Consider the following 21,430-nt stretch of genomic DNA (forward strand, 5'->3'; position numbering starts at 1 on the left):
TATATATTTTATGATATTTTTAATTTGAAGCTTCTTTTCATAAACCATAATAAAGTTACAGTCCAAAAAGTCATAAATGTAGATGGATAAGAAAGAACTTGATTATTAGCTGGAAAATAAAAAAAGATTATAAAGAATAAACACATTAAAACAACTGCAGAGGGTTTTTTCAATATAACTACATCTTTTACAACCTCAGCGAAAAAAAATCCTAAAATAAACATGATTGGAATAACACCTATGAAATGAAAGTCATTTGCCAACCATACATATATGCTATGCCAATTTGCCATTGGGTTCCATCCATAATCCATAAGTTTTACTTGATATGTATTTGGGTACACATCATTTCCAGAAAGCTCTTTGAAATTTTCCATTAAAAACATTGAATTACCTATTCCAAACATAGGAGTCCATGGCAAAGTAAGTGCCATCGATAATGCATAATAACCCTGAGTGAGATACGAAGTTAAATAAACCAAGGTCGGTTGCAAGATCACCGGACATATTTTAGATAAAAATGAATCAAACTCAATTGGTACATTTCCAGTAGAGACACTTAAGTTATACCAATTCTCATTAACACGACTTCCTATTGAATTAGTAAAGTATGTAATGCCCAAAGTCAGCAATATCAATATAATCAATATTTTCCTTTTACTTTTTTTCTTGCTGCTACTTAAGATTTGAATTGCACTTAAATCTGCACGTTGCATTTTTTTTATTAAAACAATAATTCCTATTATAATCAGAATGTCAAAGATACCTTTATTTGTTCCCGTTGCAACCCACCTGAATGACTCTAATAATATAGAGAATATACTGATAGCTTTAAAAGACAAATTCAACCTTTTAAAATAAATTAAAGATAACGGTATAGACGACCAGCATAAAGGGGCAAAAAGAGTTGATGTTTTCGTTAATAGAGCTCCTCCAAATTGTGCCGATGAAAACTTATCTTTATATTGCTCATAAGGATTGAATAATCCATTTTGTACTTTTGAGTACAGGTCTTGAATAGAAAAACCACTCATTCCAGTATTATGAATAGTATTAAGAATTGTGAATATAAAGTTGATAGCTATCATTATATATAATAACTGCATAAATTTATAATCAGCCTCTGGAATATCACCATTCTGTTTAGTATATTTATTAATTGAAATCTTATATCCAATATATAAAGCAGACTGGGCTGCTATTAAAAATGTAAAAAACAATATTGAATTATGCATCGGCCATTTAAACGGACCAAAAAGAAATAGTACAATCGTAGCACATAAATAAAATTGTACAATTTTCATTGGCAACATTAATCGTTTTCTTATTCTTCCTATTTTGTTTTGTTCTATAATACCTATACTTGTCATTTTTACTCCTAATGAATAAATTTTGCACCATATTTACTGGAAAGTATTTTAAATAATAAAGGTGAGATAATAAACAGGAATGATGATATCGCTACTTTTGCATTATTAAATGTTATTAATTTCTTCAATTCATTCTTTATGTTGTATTTACGTATAAAGAGATTATATTGAACCCTATCTTTATAATTTGAAGCTTGCCATACAATGGACCACATTAATTTTGCAGCCCCATATTTTTTGTATTCACTTGAAAAATCGGGTGTTTTGGATTCGAAATAGACCTCGAGTTCTTTCATTAGAACATAACCATCAAATCTATCCTCATTAAATTTTGAAGTAGCAGAATTAGGTCTCAATAAATATTTGTACAAAGTTTTATCAAGATATGCTATTTTATTACAATTCGCAATTATACGCCATAACATATGCAAATCTTCACTATATTTAAATCCTTCTGCGAATTGCAAATGGTTATTCAATAGTATTTCTTTGGATACCATAATTGTGCAACAACCTGATTTTAGTCGTCCATATAGAAAATCTCTCAAACATGTAAGCATATCAACAATTTTCACGTGTCCAGTATCAATATAGTTGCTAAATAAGTCTTGATTATATGGAGCCTTTATTACTTTATGCTTACAAAAAACTATTTGAGTCTCTCTTTGATTTAGAATATTATACATATCATAAAGATAAGTATCTTCCACAAGATCATCTACATCGCAAAAACATAAATAATCACCTTTTGATTCTTTTATACCAATATTACGTGCGGCACTTACACCTTGATTAACTTGATTAATAATAGTCACGTTTAAGCCAGATCGTTCCTTATAATATAATAATTGATTGTACGAATCATCTGTTGAACCATCATTAACAAAGACTAATTCAAAATTTTTATACAGTTGCTTAGAAAAACAATTAATAATATTACCTATGTATTCTTCCCCATTGTACAAAGGTATAATAATACTAATCAAATTTATTCCTTCCCCCAAACTACTTTATTCACAATTTTTGTATAACTCTGTATAATCTTGATTACTTTAACTGATACATTTGTATCTACATAATCAGTAACCGCTAACACCTCTTCATTATTATCCCACATACCTCTACACAACTCGACTGACTGAAGAATATCTTCTTTTTTTATTCCACCAAGTATTATTGCAGCCTTATCAAGTGATTCCGGACGCTCTGATGATGTTCTAATTGAAACAGCTGGAAACCCAAGTATTGATGCTTCTTCAGGCACTGTACCACTATCCGATAGTACACAGTAAGAATTTAATTGAAGTTTATTGTAGTCAAAGAAGCCAAAAGGTTTCAAATTCTTCACTAATGGATGGAATTTAAATCCTCTTTTCTCAATTATTTTTTCACTTCTAGGATGTGTAGAGTAGATCACTGGAAGTTGGTAATGTTCTGCAATGTCATTGATAGCATTCATTAGAGAGAAAAAGTTCTTTTCATTATCAATATTTTCTTCTCTATGAGCTGAAACTAATATATATTTCTCTTTTTCTAATCCAAGTTCACTTAAGACAGCACTCTCTTGAATTTTATTCGAATATTTTTTCAATACTTCGGTCAGAGGGGATCCCGTAACAAATATATGTTCTTTTCGATAACCCTCTGATATTAAATACCTTCTTGCATGTTCTGTATATGCTAAATTCACATCAGAAATATGATCTACAATTTTCCTATTAATCTCTTCAGGGAGATTCTGATCAAAACATCTGTTACCAGCTTCCATATGAAAAATTGGAATTTTAAGGCGCTTTGCAGCTATTGCACATAATGCAGAATTCGTATCTCCTAGTATAAGTAAAGCATCAGGTTTCTCTTGTAAAAATAGGTCAAATGATTTTGCTATTATATTGCCCATTGATTCACCTAAATTTTTACCAACACTATCTAAAAAGAAGTTCGGTGCTCTTAATTCTAATTGATCGAAAAAAACTTGGTTTAGGGTGTAATCCCAATTTTGACCTGTATGAACTAATATATGATCAAAATATAAATCCATTTTCTTTATCGTTTCACTTAATCTTATTATTTCAGGCCTCGTCCCAACAACGGTCATTACTTTTAACTTTTTCATATATATTCTCCTTAACAACCTATTAAGAGTAGTGTGGATATAAATCTTGATGACTCACAATCCATTCTTTCATTTCTATTACCATTTCTTCATACGAAGGAATTACGAATTTAAAATCGGTTCTATTATTAACCAATGACTTATCTACTACTACTCTATCATTGATGTTTATTGATAAAGTATTCTCTTTAAAATATGTATTGAATAGAACAAGTAGTTCAAATTTATTTATTGTTTCATTATTTACTAAGTTGTATAGTCCTGTGAGATTCTCATACATTGCCTTCTCCATTGCCTTCGCTAATGTTAGAGTAGTTACTCCTGTCCAAATAGCTTTGTTATAACCACTTATCTCTCCGCTTTGTTTCATAAACCAATTAAACAATCCAATACCATTTTCATTCCGATCAGGTCCAATTATTGAATTCCTAAATGTTACGTCCTTGGTATTCTCCAATTCGCCTAAGGCCTTTGACCGATCATAAAATGTTTCTCCGTCTCTTAAAGATTCTTCTGCATATTTTCCATTTTTCCCAGAGAAAACACAATCGGTACTCATATGGATGACTCTTGTCTTCATCTCTTTTGTTATCGAACTAAGATAATGAGGAAGGTAACTGTTTAAGAAAACAGCATCTTTTTTATTTTCTTCCGCATTATTATTCAAAATTCCAATACAATTGATAACAGCATCAAAATTACCATTATCTAATAAACTCTTTAATAAAGGCAAATCGAACGCATCCCCGATAATATTTTCACAATATTTAAATGGACGCTTGGAGAATGCAACTACTTGATGGTCTCTTTCCTTCAAATATATCGAAATTGTATGACCTGCCATGCCCGTGGCACCAAGCACAAGAAACTTCATTTCACTACCTCCAGTCCCTTAATTCATTCCTAATATATTCAAGACTAAGAAGTTTTTGCTTTACTTGTTCAATAGTTAGACGTTCCGTATTATGGGAGTTATATTCATCAGAGGTAGATAGCTGCTCATCACCATCAATGAAATATTTATCATAATTTAAATCCCTTTTATCGACAGGTACCCTATAAAAATTGCCCATGTCCTCTGCATGAATATGCTCTTCTTTAGTTAGCAAGGTTTCGTATAGCTTTTCACCGTGCCTAGTTCCTATTACTTTGATTTCGTTATCTACCTTAAACAATTCTTTAATTGCCTGTGCTAAATCACCTATTGTTGAAGCTGAAGATTTCTGGACCATAATATCACCAGACTCTGCATTATGAAATGCAAATATCACTAACTCTACTGCCTCTTCAAGGCTCATTAAATATCTAGTCATATTAGGATCAGTTACTGTAATGGGCTGGCCAGCCTTAATTTGCTCAATGAACAAAGGAATAACAGATCCCCTAGATGCCATTACGTTACCGTATCTTGTTCCACATATTAACGTCTTTTCTTTATCAATCGTTCTAGATTTTGCGACAAATACTTTCTCCATCATCGCTTTTGAAATTCCCATTGCATTAATAGGGTACGCCGCTTTGTCTGTGGACAAACAGATTACTTTTTTAACACCACTTTCAATCGAAGCAGTAAGGACATTGTCTGTGCCAAAGACATTGGTTTTCACTGCTTCTAACGGAAAGAATTCACATGATGGTACTTGTTTAAATGCAGCTGCATGAAATACAAAATCCACATTATACATGGCGTTCTTAATGCTAGCAATATCTCTAACATCACCAATATAAAATTTAATTTTGTCGTTTTTATATAGCTTTCTCATATCATCTTGTTTTTTCTCATCACGTGAAAATATTCTAACCTCTGCTATTTCTGTGTCTAAAAATCTGTCTAACACTGCATTACCAAAAGAACCAGTACCGCCTGTAATTAAAATCGTTTTGTCTTTAAACATCATGTACATCCTCACTTTTATTGATTTTCTGTAATAATCCATATAGTCGGGACATATATACGCCTTTAGAGAAATTTATATCATAATATTTTTTTGCTCTTTCACCGTACTCAATGTGCTTATCTTTTTCCGAAATAAAAACTCTTATATTTTCAGCTAACATTTTATAGTCTTCTGCAGCACTGCAATAGCCACATCCTGACTCTTCAATGACAAGCTTGGTCTCCCCATCAATCGCGCCTATAATAGGTTTTGACGCTGCCATGTAAGATTGAACTTTATTTGGCAATGTATATGAAATAACTTTATTTGCTTTTAAAGTAACCAGAAATGCATCTGCCATTTGGTAAAACTCTGGCATAGCTGATATAGGATGATGTCCATGAAATACTACATTTTCAAGTTCTAGTCGTTGTGCTAACTCTTCACACTTCCTTCGAGATGACCCATCACCAACTATATGCCATTTAATACTATTGATCTCCTTGAGCTCATTTGCTGCGTTTATTATAGTCTCTACACTTTGCATTTCACCGATATTTCCAGCAAACACTAAATTAATCGTGTCATTAGTCGCTTTTTCAATATCTATCTCTTCAAAAAGTCCTTCAGCATATACAGGAAGATAAGTAATATTATTATTAATATCTAATTTACTAACAAAATACTCTTTAAATAATCTAGAGCTAATCCAGATCTCATCAGCACTCTTGTATATCCATCTGCTTAATTTTAATAATCCACGGTATAATCTACTTTTATCTGATATTCCTGCGGAAGCTATGCTTTCTGGCCATAAATCATGGCAGTATAGTATTAGTGGTTTTTTAGTCATTTTTTTGAGTAATAAACCTGGTAATGCCATTGTTACAGGGGATAACTGATATACTAATATATTATCAAAATCCTTCTTTATAAAAAGTGATCTAATAGAAGAGACTACTGCAAAGCTTAAATAATTCAACCCTAGTCTTACCTTCCCATTCCCTCTTCCTAGAAGCCAAGAACGAATGACTTTTACTCCATTTATGGTTTCACTCTGATTCCTAAACCATCTATACTTCTTATTCACAACACCGCCAGGATAATTTGGAAGTCCTGTTAATACCGTTACCTCATGTCCATCCTTAACTAATTGAAAACAAATGTCATTAACTCTAAATTGCTCAGGATAAAAATACTGACAAACAAACAGAATTTTCATATCATTTCCTTTTATCGGCGACTGAGATATACTCTTTAACTTCTCCGTCAATGCCCTCACTAAAAGACATTGGCGAGTAGTTAAAATCTCTATTCGCTTCCGCGTAACTAAATGTTTTATCTTCTTGCATTCTAAGTACTTGTTCTACTGAAATAATTGCATTTTTCTTAATTTTGTTTAAAATTTTTGCTGCTGTTATCGAAACAGATATAGGAATATTAATGAAAATTGTCTTCTTATTTAATTTACTGGATACACATTTTAATAAATCTAAATATTTAATAGCTTCTTTTCCTGATAAATTGTACTCATTATTGTATGTTTTATTTTCATTTATTAAGACATTATAATAAGCATATCCTAAGTCTTTAGCATGTACTGGTTGCATTAAGTTCTCCCCCTTGCCGAATACAGGGAAAAACTTATGATTATAAATATAATCTACCAATTTGTACATGTTTCTATCAGCAGAAGACCCATAAATCATTGTCGGTCTTAAAACAGTAATGCCGATCTCATCACGCTTTTTAAGTATCTCTTCCTCTATGTTAATATACTCTTCTGATGCACTTTTATATTTTGAGAAGCGCCCTGTTGTATGAATAAGAATCGCCCAACGAACATTATTTTTAATTGCCGCTTCAACTATGTTCCTTGAAAATAAAATTGTTGAAATATGAACTAAGGTATCTACACCGACCATTGATTTTTCTAGTATTGTTGTATCTTCTAAATTTCCATAAACTATTTCAATATCAAGTCCGGAGCTATCAAGACTTTCCGTATTACTATTTTCTCTTACTAAACATCTAATTCTCCCAGTGTAATTTTCTTTAATCAGCTTTTGTAAAAACCATCTGCCAGTATGTCCCGTTATTCCTGTTACATATAACATTAAACTACCTCCAATATTTGCACCATATTTATAGAGGGGCTCTTTCTCTAGAATGTTGAGTTGATCCTTCTTTTATCCCTTCGCTTCTAATTACACTAGCAATCGTCATTAGAAATACCTGTATATCAAACAACAGACTCATATTTTCAATATAATGCCCATCAAATTTAGCTTTAGCCTCAACTGTTAATTCATCTCTGCCATTTACTTGCGCCCATCCTGTAAGACCTGGATATACATCATTTGCACCATATAAGTCTCTTTGAGCAATCAAATCATATTGATTCCATAATGCTGGACGAGGCCCAATAATACTCATTTCACCCTTTAATATATTTAAAACCTGCGGAAGTTCATCTAAACTGGATTTTCTTAATAGTCTTCCAATACTAGTGATATATAACTCTGGGTTCTTTAACAAGTGAGTTGGTGTATCTTTAGGAGTATCAAATCTCATCGTTCTAAATTTTAGAATATAAAACTCCTTTTTATTTTTCCCAATTCTTTTTTGTTTGAAAAATATAGGACCTTTGGAATCGATTTTAATTATTACTATAAGTACCAAAAAGAATGGTAATAACACTATTAACGAAACTGATGCTATTAAAAAGTCAAACACTCGTTTGTATATTTGATAATTCAGCCTCATCTCGACCCTTCATTCCTCTTATTATAATTTCACCCGAATTACTTATATGGATTATTTTCTTGGTGTTTTATTTCTCTTTTATTACCTCATCATAAGACTTCCCTTGACTCATCCCATACTTCTTAGCCACCTGAATCAACTCATCATACTGCTCAGGAGATAGCTTATCTAAAATAATGCTGCGAGCTTTTTTCTTCTCTTCAAGCGTCATCCCGCCGCTAGCAAGTGCTTGCAGCTCTTTTATATCAGACATGCTAAGCTCTTTAAGCAACACGGATGAAACCTGCGCTTTTTCAGAGACAGTAATTTTCTCTTGAAGATCTTTGGCTTTATCTACCGTTACCTCGCCGTTATATTTATCCTTCGGCTTTTCTTCTTTCGGTTCAGAAGAGTCGCCGCCCGTTGTGCTCGAGCCATCTTTTCCCGGCTTCTCTGCATTGTCTGTAGAGCCCTCCGTCGTTCCATCCTTACCATCCGTTGGATTCGAATCGCCCTGATCCGTTTGATCCGTCCCCTGTTGATCAGGCTTTGTCTCCGGGGCTGTAACCTCTTCATTTAATAGATCCTTTTCCAAGTCGGCGGCAAGAGTAGAAATAAGCTTATCTACAGCATAATTAGCTGCAAATAAGCCTCCTACTCCTAATATGACAATAATCGATGCCACCCAAATTAATATCTTCTTCCACTTTTTCTTACGCATATGTAATCTCCTCCGCTCTCATAGACTGTCTGTTAGGATACATGTGAATAAAAAGGAACAAGATGCTCAATAACATCTTTTATCGAATTTTGGTTTTCTCCAATTACTTTTTCAATTCGTTTGAACTGAAGCTCGAGCTCTACTCTATTGATCTGTGTTGGCTTGCCTATGTAAATGCGTTCATGCTGAGTAGATGATACGGCCTCTTCATCGGTTAGCAGTTCCTCGAATAGCTTCTCGCCTTCTCGCATGCCGCTAAATTTAATTTCTATATCCACGTTAGGCTCATAGCCTGATAAGCGAATGAGATCCTGCGCCAGATCGAGAATACGAACCGGCTTGCCCATATCCAGGACGAAGATTTCGCCGCCTTTTGCGAACGATCCCGCTTGAATAACTAGCTGTACGGCTTCGGGTATGGTCATAAAATATCTAACCATATCCGGATGGGTCACGGTAACGGGACCGCCTGCAGCAATTTGTTCTTTGAATCTCGGTATAACGCTTCCGCGGCTGCCTAGTACATTTCCAAATCTGACCGCTACAAACTGTGTTTCACTTATGGTGTTGATACTCTGTATGTACATCTCTGCAATTCTCTTGGTCGCTCCCATGATGCTGGAAGGATTCACAGCCTTATCGGAGGATATCATGACGAACCGCTCAGCCTTGTATTTATCTGCGCAATCCGCTACGTTTCTTGTTCCAAAAACATTGTTCTTTACTGCCTCGGATGGATTTCGTTCCATGAGCGGTACATGCTTATGAGCCGCTGCATGAAATACAACCTGCGGTCTAAACTTGTGGAATACGCTCTCCAAGCGGCCTCTATCCTGAATGTCCGCTATAACCGTTTCCAAATGAACATTCGGAAACTTTGATCTAAGCTCCATCTCAATCAAATAGATACTGTTCTCGCCATGTCCGAGCAGCAGCAGGCTTGATGGCTTAAAGGCAGAAATCTGTCTGCAAAGCTCAGAACCAATGGAACCGCCGGCACCTGTGACAAGAACAACTTTATCTGATACATAATTGGCTATGCCTTCCAAGTCGGTTATAACAGGCTCTCTCCCAAGCAGATCCTCGACTTCAACGTTGCGCAATGATTTTACAGCGACACGGCCTCTAATAAAATCGTTAATGGATGGAATAATTTTGACTTTGGCCCCAGTCAGCTTGCAAATATTGATGATTTCCGTTATATGTACCCGCTTGACGGATGGCATCGCGATAACAATGTCATGAATTTGATGTTTAGCTGCAATCTCTTCTATGTTGAGGCGTGTGCCAAGCACTGGTAAGCCTACCACTTGCATATTGCGTTTATGAGGGTCATCATCGATAAAGCCTATAATTCGGTTGCCCATAAAGCTGTTGCTCGTCATAAATTCCTTCGCGATTAACGCTCCGCAGTCACCAGCTCCAACGATTAGCACATTGTTCGTTAAAGCAGTCTTTTTTGTTCTGTTTACTCGGATTAAGCGCCATAGGAATCGTGAGCCTCCCATAAAAAGCAGCATTAACTCCAGCGTTCTTGAAGTAATGGATAATGGAACCCGTTCTCCATTTAAGGCATAGGTTGCTCCATAGGATATAATAATGCCGATTAGAATCGCTTTAGCAAGCTCAATGATCTCCCCAATACTGGCATATTGCCACATTCGTCTGTACATGCGGAAGTAAGCAAGACTGCTGCCGCATATAACGGTTGTTAAACATGCAAATTCGAGCATTTGTTTTTCGTAGATGGGAGGGACATTTCCATTGAAACGAAAGAGATAGGATATCCCGATCGCTATCCATATAATACAAATATCAACAACCAGTATGATTAGCATTCTATTCTTATTACTCACCTAGCTCATCCCCCCACAGCAATAACCATCTACGAACAACTCTCTTTATTTGTCTTGAACGCCATAATAATAGTAGTACGATTCTTCATTTGCTCTACGCTTAACATTATTTAATACGACACCTAGAATACGCGCATTCACGCTCTCTAAGTTTTTCACGGCTTTGCCTGCAATCTCACGCTTCACTTTGCCTTGATCAACGACTAGAATGACGCCGTCACTCTTCGTAGCTACAATCTGAGCATCCGTAACCGCTAGCAGCGGCGGCGTATCGATTAAGATAATGTCATACATACCTCTAAGCTGCGCTATGATTGCCGTCATCCGTTTGGAATTCATCATCTCTGCCGGGTTAGGCGGTATAGCACCCGATGTAATTACATCCAGATTCGGAATATCCGTTACCTGTAGAACTTCCTCTAAGGAGCATTGCTGCGAAATAACGGAGGAAAGCCCCCAGCGATTCGAAATGGAAAAGGTATGATGAGCAGTGGGCTTACGAAGATCGGCGTCGATTAGAACAACCTTTTTCTCCGATTGTGCGAAAGTGACTGCCAGATTCGTAATGGTTGTCGATTTTCCTTCTCCGGGGCCCGCTGATGAAACCATTAACACCTGAAGCTTCTCATCTATGGATGAGAACTCAATGTTCGTCCGCAATGCACGATACGATTCTGAGATGGGGGAACGAGGATTCGTTAGCGTAATAATCTGACGCTTATTTTTCGATCGAGACACGCTCTAATTCACCTGCCTTGTAGGTTTGAGTGGTTTTGCTGGTTTGGCTTGAATTAGCATCCTCCGTATTCATTCTTGAGATCATTGCAAGCGTAGGCTGGCCCAAATATTGCAGCACATCTGCTTCGGTTTTAATCGTGTCATCCATGTATTCAAGCAAGAAGGTAATCCCAACCGCGATCATTAAAGATACGACAAAAGCAATTGCAATATTTAGCGGTACAATAGGTGCAACCGGACTAGGCTGAGCATTTACTACCGCTTCGTTCAGGATTGATACATTCTCCACTTTGAAAATATGCTGAATCTCTTCCCTAAACACGTTAGATACGGCGTTTACGACTTGAGCAGCTTGCTTATAATCCACATCCTGAACGACCAAAGTCATAACTTGGGTGTTGTTCACGGAACTAACTTGGATTTTGCGGGAAAGCTCAGTTGTCGTTAAGCCAAGCTGCGGGTACTGCTCTGCTACTTTATCTAATATTGCAGGTGTCTTAATGATCTCTTTGTATGTATCGATCATCTTAATATTGGAGTTGATTTGATTGAGATCAAGCTGACCAGTCGCCATTTGTGCGGTAGTCTGGTTTACGATTATTTTGGTAGAGGCCTCATATACAGGGTCTTTGAAAAACAGGCTGACAACGGCTGCTGCTGCTGTACAAACGAAGACAAATAAGATAATAAGAACCAATCTCTTCCTAATAATTGCCATGTATTGTCGCAAATCTAGTTCGTTAGACACTCCGTATTCCTCCATCTGATATAGTCAATTAGAACGATTATATGATTCTTAAGAACTATACCCTATTACATAATAAACTATAATCTTACAATATACTATGTTTTTCGGAAAAAAATCTCCCTCCCATCTACATGAGAGGAAGATTTTTCTTATAACTTGAATTATTTAACATTTTTTGAAGCTCTGTAAATGATTACAGCTGCTTCTGCACGAGTTGCATTGTTGTTCGGCAAAAACTTGCCTTCGTTTCCGATGACAATTTTGTGAGTGGCTGCAAATGCAACGCCGTCTTTCAATGCAGCACTGATCTTGTCTGCATCAGCAAAGTCCTTCAAAGCCGCATTAACGTCAGTCACATCAGCCGCACCTTGTGATACCTTCAGCGCACGCGCAATCATCGTAGCCATCTCAGCGCGCGTGATCGTTGCGTTAGCATCAAATTTAGTAGCGGAGCGTCCGTTGATGATTTTAAGCTGAACAGCAGCAGCCACATATGGTGCATGCCAGTCGCCTGCTTTCACATCATCGAAGCTTTCTGTTGCTGAACCGTTCTCCAAATCAAGGGCGCGGATAAGCATTTTTGCGAATTCAGCGCGTGTTACTTTATCTTTCGGAGCAAATACGCCTTCCGACTTGCCTTCAATCGCGCCTTTGGCAGCAACGACTTGAATTTCGCGGCCAGCCCATGCTTCAACGGAAGCGATATCGCTGAACGATACTTTGTTTTCAACGACTACATATGAAGAGAACGAATCACGGGACTCGACAATAGAGCTGCCAGTTACGCGTCCGCCGTGGAATACTAGCTTGCCATCAACGATTTTTGCAACAGAAAGAAGTTCTTGATCAAGACCTGTAGTATCGCCTAGCGGGATGCTGATAACGATCGGTTGATCAAACGTTGTTTTTGCAGCGCCGCCAACTGTCAGGTTGAAGTCATATACTTCAGACACCGATTTCAACGTGCCTACAACTTCAGCAGTAGCGTCCGTTTTCTTAATCGTAAGCCCGATAGCAGACGAGAATGAACCTCCGACAGGAAGCGTCACTTCGAATTTACCGACTACGAAAGTTGCACCGGATACGTTTCCAGCTGCCGCTGCTTTAACGATAGCGTCAGAAAGGTTCAAAACAACATCCTTTTGCACGACCGAACCAAGATCGATCTTTAGAGCAGACTTCGTAAGTGCCGAAGATGGTGAAACTTCTTTCACTTTTGCCGCTACAGCATTAATACCGGAAATTGCGGATAATGCGCTGCCCTCGTTCAATTGAAGAACAGCTTGTCCATTTATAACACTTACATTTGTTGATGCGCTAATTGTTGCCAGCTTTGTAATCTCGTCTTTCGCATCTGAAACGAATTTAGTAATAATAGCAGCTTTCTCAGCTTCTGTTGCCTTATCAAGTGCTGCTTTCAAGTTTTTCAGCAATTTATCAGTTGACTCTGGAAGCGGTGCATCAATCACTGGATTCGGACCTGAATTCGGACCCGGATTTGTCCCTGGGTTTGTAGGCAGAAGTGATTCATAAGCTTTAAACAAAGCAGCAGCTGCATCCGTGAAATACTTATTTTCGCCTACTGCGTCTCTTGAACGAGTGAACACTTCAAGAACGTCATCTGTATTTACTTTGTAATATACAAACACCTTCTGTAGGCTGTATTGCGTTCCAGACAATGCAGCAATGGTATCCTGCATCAATTTCTTCACGCTGTCCTTGTTCTGCATAAGGTCAAGCAGTTCCGATAATCCCTTGTTTTTCACTTGATTAACGAGCTCTTTTTGAATATCCAAGAAATATTTGAGGACGTCATCAACAGTTAAGACCACATCCGCGCGACTTGCAAAGGATTGCAGCAATGGCTCATACTGCGCGCGCAAGCTCTCTAGACCTTCAATTGAAGGTGCATATGACAACTCTACCGCAGCATAAAAAAGATTTTCCAATTGCGTTTCTTCTTCGTTAGTCGGATTAAACTTGTCAACGATTGGGTCAACAATATCGCCCTTTTGATGAATTTCCAAATCATTTAACGCATCTTGAAGCGCTTTAACTTTGTCCATCCCACTTGTCGCAACAAGTGCGTCACGGAGCTTCTTGATATCATTCACTAGCGAAGAATCAGCCAATGAAGAGGCATAAGCTACCCCACTTACTCCAAGCTTCTCCGCCAAGCCTTTGCTGCTAAGCGGAATGCCAGCGAGAGCCGTTAGGGCTACACTCGCTGCAATAGTAGATACTGCCAGTTTTTTTCTTAATGTCACTCTGTTTCACTCCTGTATGTAGAATAGTTGCACTCATCCAAAATAGATGAATGACTAATAAAGCCAATAGAATCGCACTTCGTATGTATTTACTTCAAATGTCATTCACGCTATCACAGGCTATTTCTTGTAAAAATAGGAAATAATGCGCCGAACGACTCCTTCCCCGTTAGAAACAGCCGGTTGAGAATGAAAAGGCTCATCCATAATGATGGACTCCGCATTCATCTGCAAATAGCTCACCCACTGTTCTCCCATCCGCCTCTCAATTGAATCGTAGGCTTCGCGCAATCGAAAACCGCGCCGCTCGATATGATGTGCATCGGAAGATACTATATGGATAAGTCCAGCTTTCATCAGAGACCATGAAGCTTGCTCAATACGCTTACCGAATCCCCCTAATAGGGAATGTGATGTAACCTGCGCGAATGCTCCTGCTTCAATTAGCTCAGCTAATCGTTCAGGATGCTTCACTACCTCTGCGTTCCTTTCAGGGTGAGCGATAATCGGTTTGAGGTTTAATATATTGAGCTCGTGAACGAGTTCAATCATCGATTTCGGTATGCGAGAGGATGGCATTTCAATTAATACATAGCTAGAGTCAGCTAAGGGGAGAAGCTCTTTCCTATTCCAAGCATCTAGCAAATCATCATGGACTCTAATTTCTTGACCAGTCCGAATAGTAACAGGCACACCTGCTGCCAATAACTGTTCGTTAATGGAGGAAGTGTGCTCGGCTACGTCGTTTGCTGTATTGGTATAGGTCCCATTGGCGTGGTGCGGAGTTGCAATGATTGTTGTAATTCCCTCTGAAACGGCTGCCCGGGCCATATTCAGAGTATCATCAAAACTCGCCGCACCATCGTCAATACCGGGTAAAATATGGGTATGGATGTCTATCATGCTGATCTCACGTCCTAGTAGATTTTGATCAAAAGCTCCTGATAGGCAGGTTTGATCTTATTCTACCACAGGAAGTTAGATCTTTCAGCACTTCTCGTTATAATTCGACAGTTCTTTTCTCACACTTTTCTAAGTATATCCTACATTTGACAAATGTGATAGGAATAAAATGTAAAAATGAGGATTTGTTCAGAAAAATTTCAGATTAAAGCAGTTCTTTGCGCAGCTCCGCTGCAGATTTTGGCGAAAGGTAGGCAAACGGAATGTCGAAAACGGTTTTCGCGCCAGCCTGTCCTTCACTTGCAAGCTTATATGCCGCTCTAGCATAAGCAACTAGAACGCTCGCCGTGAACTCTGGATTGCTGTCCAGCTTCAGTCCGAATTCAATAATTTGCGTGCTGTTCTCGCCCGTCTTGCCGCTGCGCAGCACCATCCCGCCATGCGGCATCGAGGAATGCTCAGCCTTCATTGTCGCTTCGTCGATAAAGTGAACCGTCGTATTGTAATCGGAGAAGTAGTTCGGCATGGTACGGATTTCCTCCGCGATAGCCTCTTGATCCGCGCCTTCTTCGGCAACGATATAACAATCACGAATATGCTTCTCGCGCGTCGTAAGCTCAGGATTCTCCCCTCCGCGTACACGTTCTACCGCTTCATTGCTCGGAATAGTATATTGCACGCCATGCTTCACGCCGTTCACTCGGCGAATAGCGTCGGAATGGCCTTGGCTTACACCTTTGCCCCAGAATGTGTATTCCTTGCCTTCAGGCAAAATCGATTCCGCAAGCAAGCGGTTAAGTGAGAATAAGCCCGGGTCCCAGCCCGTTGAAATGACGCTCACTTTATTGCTCACCTTCGCAACCTCATCTACCTGCTCAAAATATTCAGGGATGCGCGCATGCGTATCAAAGCTGTCTACCGTATGGAACAAGCGTGCAAAAGCAGGCCCTTGCTCCGGCAGGTCCGTCGCCGAACCGCCGCATAGAATCATAACGTCGATATCATCGACAAAGCGCTCAGCATCTTCAATTGCATATGCTTTAGCTGCAGATGGGATAGATGCCGGGTCTCTGCGAGTAAATACCGCATCCAGTCTCATATCCGGGTTTTGTTTGATCGCAAGCTCTACGCCGCGACCAAGGTTGCCGTAACCAACGATACCGATGCGAATCTGTTTTGCCATGATGCCGTCACCTCTTCTTATTTTATAAGTGCTTAGATCCAACCTCTTGCTTCCATAGCTGCCGCGATCCGTTTAATCGAAATCATATAAGCCGCCGTACGAAGATCCGTATTATGCTCTTTAGCCAGGTCGCGAACAGCCACATACGATAGAATCATGTTCGTCTCCAGCTTCTCAAGCACTTCTGCTTCGCTCCAGTAGTAGTTCATCAGGTTCTGTACCCATTCAAAATACGAAACCGTAACGCCGCCCGCATTAGCAAGCACGTCCGGAATAACTGTGATGCCGTGGCTCGCAAGCACACGGTCCGCCTCAGGCGTTGTTGGACCATTAGCAGCTTCTGCAACAATCTTCGCTTTGATACGGTCTGCATTGGCAGCCGTAATAACGTTCTCAAGTGCAGCCGGCACCAAGATGTCAACATCAAGCTCAAGCAGAGCTTCGTTTGAAATCGCATAGGATTCGCCATATTCACGGATGGAAGACGTATCCTTTAGTATGGAGATTCTTTCGATATCCAATCCATCCGGATCGTAAACGCCGCCTTTGGAATCACTAACCGCTACGATTCTACAGCCTGCTTCGCTAAGCAATCGAGCTGCAATGCGGCCTGCGTTGCCATAACCTTGAATCGCTGCAGTCGCATTTTGCACAGGAATGCCTTTGTCTTGAAGCGCCGCCAAAATCGTATACACGCAGCCTTGCGCTGTCGCTTCGTTACGGCCTTTCGATCCGCCCAAAATAAGCGGTTTGCCCGTGATAACGCCAGGCGAGTTCACGCCTTTCAGTCTGCTGTACGTATCCATCATCCAACCCATGATTTGAGGCGTCGTGTATACGTCCGGTGCAGGAATATCTTTATCCGGTCCTACAAAGTCCGCGATCGATTCCATAAATGCACGGCTCACGCGCTCAAGCTCACCTTTGCTTAGAAGGCGAGGATCACAAATAACGCCGCCTTTGCCGCCGCCGTACGGCAACCCAACAACGCCGCATTTAAAGCTCATCCACATGGAAAGTGCTTTAACCTCATCAAGCGTTACGTCAGGGTGAAAACGAATGCCGCCCTTAGTTGGACCAATTGCGTCATTATGCTGGGAACGATACCCTTCGAACACTCGGATCGAGCCATCATCCATACGAACAGAGAAGCTAACCGACAGCACGCGCTTCGGACGCTTCAAGATTTGCGTAACATGCTCAGGCAGCTGCAGATGCGCCGCTGCCGCGTCAATTTGCTGCTGTGCGATTTGGTACGGGTTTAACGTTTCTTCAACTATACTCACTGTCATTTAGGTTCAGTCCTTCTTCTCAAAGTTCGACTCCCATTCCATTGAAAAGCCGCTTTTTTGATTTTACCTTTTTCAATTCTATTTTAAAAGATTTTTTTCGCTATAAAGTGCAAATATTCTTTCAATAAATCCATTGTCATGTAAGGTTTCATTAGATGACAGTAACAGTAACACCTGACATAGGCTGTATAAATATGACTTTTATGCAATCGCTTGCTCTAAAAAACGCAAAAAAGATGCGACGGAAGGCCAGCTTCCACCGCATCTTTTACATCTTTGCAAATCTAACCCAAGATCAAACGGCCAATAATGCATCTCAGCATTCATTTTGCAGCTGCATAAGTCTCTCTCAGAGCGCTGTAGCTATCTACAATCTCCTGATGAATCGCATGCTTGTGAGGTATTCCCATATGGGAGGTGACGACTTCGTGAATGCCGGAGCAGCGAAGCGCCGTCTGCAGCATGACAGCCTCCTCGTCCTTCTCGTAATCAAAGAGCAGGGCATCGGCTATCGCTGAGGTCAGATGGGGAATCGGAATCCCTAGCTTATGCGCCTGCAAAGCCGGCCTAACGAGCCTATCGTTCAACGAGAGCTTGCGCAGGGGAGAGCGCCCGACACGTATGACATTATCGGTCAAACGAGGGTTAGTAAACCTCATCATCATTTTCTGAATGTACCGGTCATGCTTCTTCTTGTCCCAGTGGTATTTAGAGGTGAGGAGACTCCCCGTTTCCATAAGCACCTGCGACAATTCCTCCTTGATTCCATCATCTCTCATCGCCTCCTGAATCGTGGCATACCCTTCAAGATAACCATGATAAGCAGCGGTGCAATGACCCGTATTCACCGTAAACAACTTACGCTCAATGTAAGGTTCTAACGCATCCACATATTTAACCCCTTCGATCTTCTCATAACCCTCAATCATCGCCGATCGATCCACAATCCATTCAAAATAAGGCTCCACCGTCACTTTAAGCGGATCATCATGCTCCTGCACGGGTACGATTCGATCAACAGCCGTATCTGGAAAAGCGATGCACCGATCTGCTGTCTCATGCCAATCCGCCGGCAGATGCTCATACACGCGGCGCTTGAGCTGCGAACTGCCGGAAATCGCATTCTCGCATGCAATGATATGCAAAGGTTTGTAGTTGCGGTTTCGAAGCCTCCGTTCAATGCCTGCGGCAATGGATTCCGCGATATGCTTCAGCGCACTTACACCTACAGCTGTCGTGACCATATCCGCAGTCGCAATCGCATCGGATACCGCCGATTTATTTTTGCCGCTGATGGCTGTTACGTTTTTCACAATTTCCGAATCTCGCGACTCGTTAGCCAGCGTAACCGTATATTGCCCCTGCTGTTGAAGCAGCTGCACCTTCCTCTCGTTCCGAGCCACAAAAGTAACCTCATAACCCGCATTCGACAAAAGAAGGCCAATAAAGCCTCTACCTATATTGCCCGCGCCAAAATGTACAGCCTTCATCGTCCGAACCTCCTTCAGTGGATGGTATCGCCTTTCATATAATCAGAATATTCTGACTAATTTATTTACAGGAAAGCATGGCATGTTCCCTTCGAACACCCATCTCGACAACGAGCTTTATAGAGCACCCGCAACCAATTCGTGAAAATCAATATGCGACAAGGATTCCGCATGATAGTACCGATCGGACTTATCAAATGCCAAGCTCTTCGTAATCGTATTCGGAACGACTATACACGACATCCCGGCTGCCGATGCAGCACGCGCTCCATTCGGGGAGTCCTCAATTGCCACCGCTTCACTCGCTTCTACGCCAAGACCAGCAAGCGTCTGCCTGTATAGCTCTGGATCCGGCTTCACCTTCGCCACATCATCCGCCGTCCGAATGCATTCGAAATAATGCGCGATCTCGAGCTGCTCCAAATATTTATCGATCCAAGCACGGGCCGAGCTGGATGCGAGTCCGATCTTCAAGCCAGATTCCTGGGCATCCTTCAAATAATCCAGTATGCCGGACCGCACCTGTTCGCTTCGCATGAGCTCAGCATGTTGGAGATGCACCAGTTCACGGAAAGCTTGCTTATCGATCGGCAGGTTAAGATCCGTCATTAAATATTCATAAGGGTTAAACGCATGCAGACTCGTGCCGATGCAGCCGGAATACTGCTCCAATGTCAGCTCTACCCCATGTTCTTTATACGCGTCACGAAATGCATAGTACCAAGCCGTTTCCGTGTCAATTATCGTACCGTCAAAATCAAAAATTATCGCTTTAATCATCCATCCATCTCCTCTCATATGTTTAAATGTTAGATTTACTAACAAAACCGTAACATGTTTTAAAAGTTCACGTCAAGGCAGGGCACTGCCCAAATGCGCCTCCAAGCGCACGGCAGCGGTATTCGTGAAAACGGTTCAAACCATTGCGCCGACTCGTTTTTCGCTATTTTATGCAAGCGCTTTGCTGCTTTTCGAAAAAAATTTCAGCCCTTTTTTATTAACCGCTTACATCGCCCCTTCCTCTTCTCCCAAACAAAAAGGAGCCGCCCCATGAGCACAATAGCGCTTAGGGCAACTCCTTACGTATGAACGCTCGTAGGCTACGAATTCACGCAGCTTACGCCGCTTGATTCGCTGTTCTCATTAAAGCATTTGACCGCCGCCCGTATTCGTTACCGGGACGATCGGTTTCGCCTGCTGCTTGCGCTCGATGCTGATCCAGATTAGGCCAGCGGCCATACAGCCAGCACCGCACATTTGGATGAATGCGATTTTCTCATCGAACATAAAGTATCCGGCAATGACTGCCGCAGCAGGAACCGCATAGCGGAAAAAGTTCGAGCGAGTGGCTCCGACCTTAAACATGCAGGCGTTCCATAGGACAAATGCTAGCACCGTACATATAAGCACATTGTAGCCAATCGATAAATAATGGCCGGCATTTAGAGCGGACCAGTCTGTCTGTCCCCATGAACCGAAGGTTAGCGGAAGCATGAACAACGATCCAAACGCGATGGTCCATGTGCTTACCCGAAGGGCCGAGTATTGCTTCATCAGCGACATTGAGCTGAGATTGAATAGCGGACCGATGATGCTGACGGCAAAAGCCATCGCGTTGCCCATCATATTTTCAGAGGAGAGGTTAAAGCCTTCTCCACCGCCGAGTATGACTAAGCTGACGCCGACAATCGAGATTGCGCCGCCAACGATAAGCCGAAGCGTAATCGATTCCTTGACGAAAAGCGGTGCGAATAAGGCAGCGAAGATCGGCCATGGCGCCACGTTAAGGAGCGAAGCGTTCGCGAGTGTCGTATATTTGATCGAGTACATCACCATAATTTCGAGCAAAGTAATGCCGACGAGCCCGATCAACGCAAGCTTCGGCACGATTCGCCAAGGAATGCCTACGCTGCCCTCGGTCATTTTTAGAATAAGGAAGAAAAACGGCAGAGCAAGTCCAAATCTCAAAAAAGAAAACACAATCGGGTTAAACGATTCCATCGCCAGGCGAGATATGCCGAAGTTCGCCCCCCATACAACTGCAATCAGAACAAGCCCACCGTAATTCAACCATTTGTTGTTCATTCTTTCCGCCCCATCTTTTCGCATATGTCACTATCCAGA

19 protein-coding genes are annotated in these 21,430 nt (G+C 40.6%); all 19 read right to left on the reverse strand.

Annotation, left to right across the window (positions count from 1 at the left end):
- Window positions 1–8: 8 nt before the first annotated feature.
- Window positions 9–1,370, reverse strand: a complete 1,362-nt coding sequence (locus A7975_RS23285; RefSeq protein ID WP_065386687.1) for a hypothetical protein — start codon at window positions 1,368–1,370, stop codon at window positions 9–11.
- Between the two features lie 8 nt (window positions 1,371–1,378).
- Window positions 1,379–2,356 (reverse strand): glycosyltransferase family 2 protein, encoded by a 978-nt coding sequence (locus A7975_RS23290; RefSeq protein ID WP_065386688.1) that lies wholly within the window; start codon window positions 2,354–2,356, stop codon window positions 1,379–1,381.
- A gap of 2 nt (window positions 2,357–2,358) precedes the next feature.
- The gene (wecB, locus tag A7975_RS23295) at window positions 2,359–3,486 is read right to left on the reverse strand and encodes a non-hydrolyzing UDP-N-acetylglucosamine 2-epimerase (protein ID WP_065386689.1); all 1,128 of its coding nucleotides are present in this window, start codon (window positions 3,484–3,486) and stop codon (window positions 2,359–2,361) included.
- A 22-nt stretch (window positions 3,487–3,508) separates the two neighbouring features.
- The gene (locus A7975_RS23300; protein WP_065386690.1) at window positions 3,509–4,360 is read right to left on the reverse strand and encodes an SDR family oxidoreductase; all 852 of its coding nucleotides are present in this window, start codon (window positions 4,358–4,360) and stop codon (window positions 3,509–3,511) included.
- A 4-nt stretch (window positions 4,361–4,364) separates the two neighbouring features.
- Window positions 4,365–5,381: a polysaccharide biosynthesis protein gene (locus A7975_RS23305; protein ID WP_065386691.1), complete on the reverse strand. Its 1,017-nt coding sequence runs from the start codon at window positions 5,379–5,381 to the stop codon at window positions 4,365–4,367.
- Entirely contained in the window at window positions 5,374–6,585 is a 1,212-nt protein-coding gene (locus A7975_RS23310; RefSeq protein ID WP_065386692.1) for a glycosyltransferase family 4 protein, read from the reverse strand. Before A7975_RS23310 ends, A7975_RS23305 begins: the two co-directional genes overlap by 8 nt.
- Window position 6,586: 1 nt before the next feature.
- Window positions 6,587–7,480: an SDR family oxidoreductase gene (locus tag A7975_RS23315; RefSeq protein ID WP_065386693.1), complete on the reverse strand. Its 894-nt coding sequence runs from the start codon at window positions 7,478–7,480 to the stop codon at window positions 6,587–6,589.
- A 28-nt stretch (window positions 7,481–7,508) separates the two neighbouring features.
- Complete coding sequence (locus A7975_RS23320; protein WP_065386694.1) at window positions 7,509–8,129, reverse strand: sugar transferase; 621 nt, start codon at window positions 8,127–8,129, stop codon at window positions 7,509–7,511.
- Between the two features lie 67 nt (window positions 8,130–8,196).
- Complete coding sequence (locus A7975_RS23325; protein WP_065386695.1) at window positions 8,197–8,829, reverse strand: TraB/GumN family protein; 633 nt, start codon at window positions 8,827–8,829, stop codon at window positions 8,197–8,199.
- A 32-nt stretch (window positions 8,830–8,861) separates the two neighbouring features.
- Window positions 8,862–10,685, reverse strand: coding sequence for a polysaccharide biosynthesis protein (locus A7975_RS23330; protein ID WP_065386696.1), 1,824 nt, complete (start codon window positions 10,683–10,685; stop codon window positions 8,862–8,864).
- Between the two features lie 45 nt (window positions 10,686–10,730).
- Window positions 10,731–11,423 carry a CpsD/CapB family tyrosine-protein kinase gene (locus A7975_RS23335; protein WP_053373012.1) on the reverse strand — a complete coding sequence of 231 codons (693 nt, stop codon included), beginning with the start codon at window positions 11,421–11,423 and terminating at the stop codon, window positions 10,731–10,733.
- Window positions 11,404–12,171: a YveK family protein gene (locus tag A7975_RS23340; RefSeq protein WP_141680393.1), complete on the reverse strand. Its 768-nt coding sequence runs from the start codon at window positions 12,169–12,171 to the stop codon at window positions 11,404–11,406. The genes A7975_RS23335 and A7975_RS23340 overlap by 20 nt, the downstream gene beginning before the upstream one ends.
- 161 nt (window positions 12,172–12,332) lie before the next feature.
- Window positions 12,333–14,438: an S-layer homology domain-containing protein gene (locus A7975_RS23345; protein WP_065386698.1), complete on the reverse strand. Its 2,106-nt coding sequence runs from the start codon at window positions 14,436–14,438 to the stop codon at window positions 12,333–12,335.
- Between the two features lie 120 nt (window positions 14,439–14,558).
- Entirely contained in the window at window positions 14,559–15,341 is a 783-nt protein-coding gene (locus tag A7975_RS23350; RefSeq protein ID WP_065386699.1) for a tyrosine-protein phosphatase, read from the reverse strand.
- Window positions 15,342–15,546: 205 nt separating this feature from the next.
- On the reverse strand, window positions 15,547–16,524 hold the full coding sequence (locus A7975_RS23355; protein WP_065386700.1) for a diaminopimelate dehydrogenase: 978 nt from the start codon (window positions 16,522–16,524) through the stop codon (window positions 15,547–15,549).
- A 32-nt stretch (window positions 16,525–16,556) separates the two neighbouring features.
- Window positions 16,557–17,816 carry a Glu/Leu/Phe/Val family dehydrogenase gene (locus A7975_RS23360; RefSeq protein WP_053373017.1) on the reverse strand — a complete coding sequence of 420 codons (1,260 nt, stop codon included), beginning with the start codon at window positions 17,814–17,816 and terminating at the stop codon, window positions 16,557–16,559.
- A 323-nt stretch (window positions 17,817–18,139) separates the two neighbouring features.
- Window positions 18,140–19,306 carry a mannitol-1-phosphate 5-dehydrogenase gene (locus A7975_RS23365; protein ID WP_065386701.1) on the reverse strand — a complete coding sequence of 389 codons (1,167 nt, stop codon included), beginning with the start codon at window positions 19,304–19,306 and terminating at the stop codon, window positions 18,140–18,142.
- Between the two features lie 117 nt (window positions 19,307–19,423).
- On the reverse strand, window positions 19,424–20,086 hold the full coding sequence (locus A7975_RS23370) for an HAD family hydrolase (RefSeq protein WP_053373019.1): 663 nt from the start codon (window positions 20,084–20,086) through the stop codon (window positions 19,424–19,426).
- Window positions 20,087–20,449: 363 nt separating this feature from the next.
- Window positions 20,450–21,391 (reverse strand): DMT family transporter, encoded by a 942-nt coding sequence (locus A7975_RS23375; protein WP_065386702.1) that lies wholly within the window; start codon window positions 21,389–21,391, stop codon window positions 20,450–20,452.
- Window positions 21,392–21,430: the final 39 nt, after the last annotated feature.

This window comes from Bacillus sp. FJAT-26390 (assembly GCF_001682865.1).
Taxonomy (GTDB): Bacteria; Bacillota; Bacilli; order Paenibacillales; family Paenibacillaceae; genus Pristimantibacillus.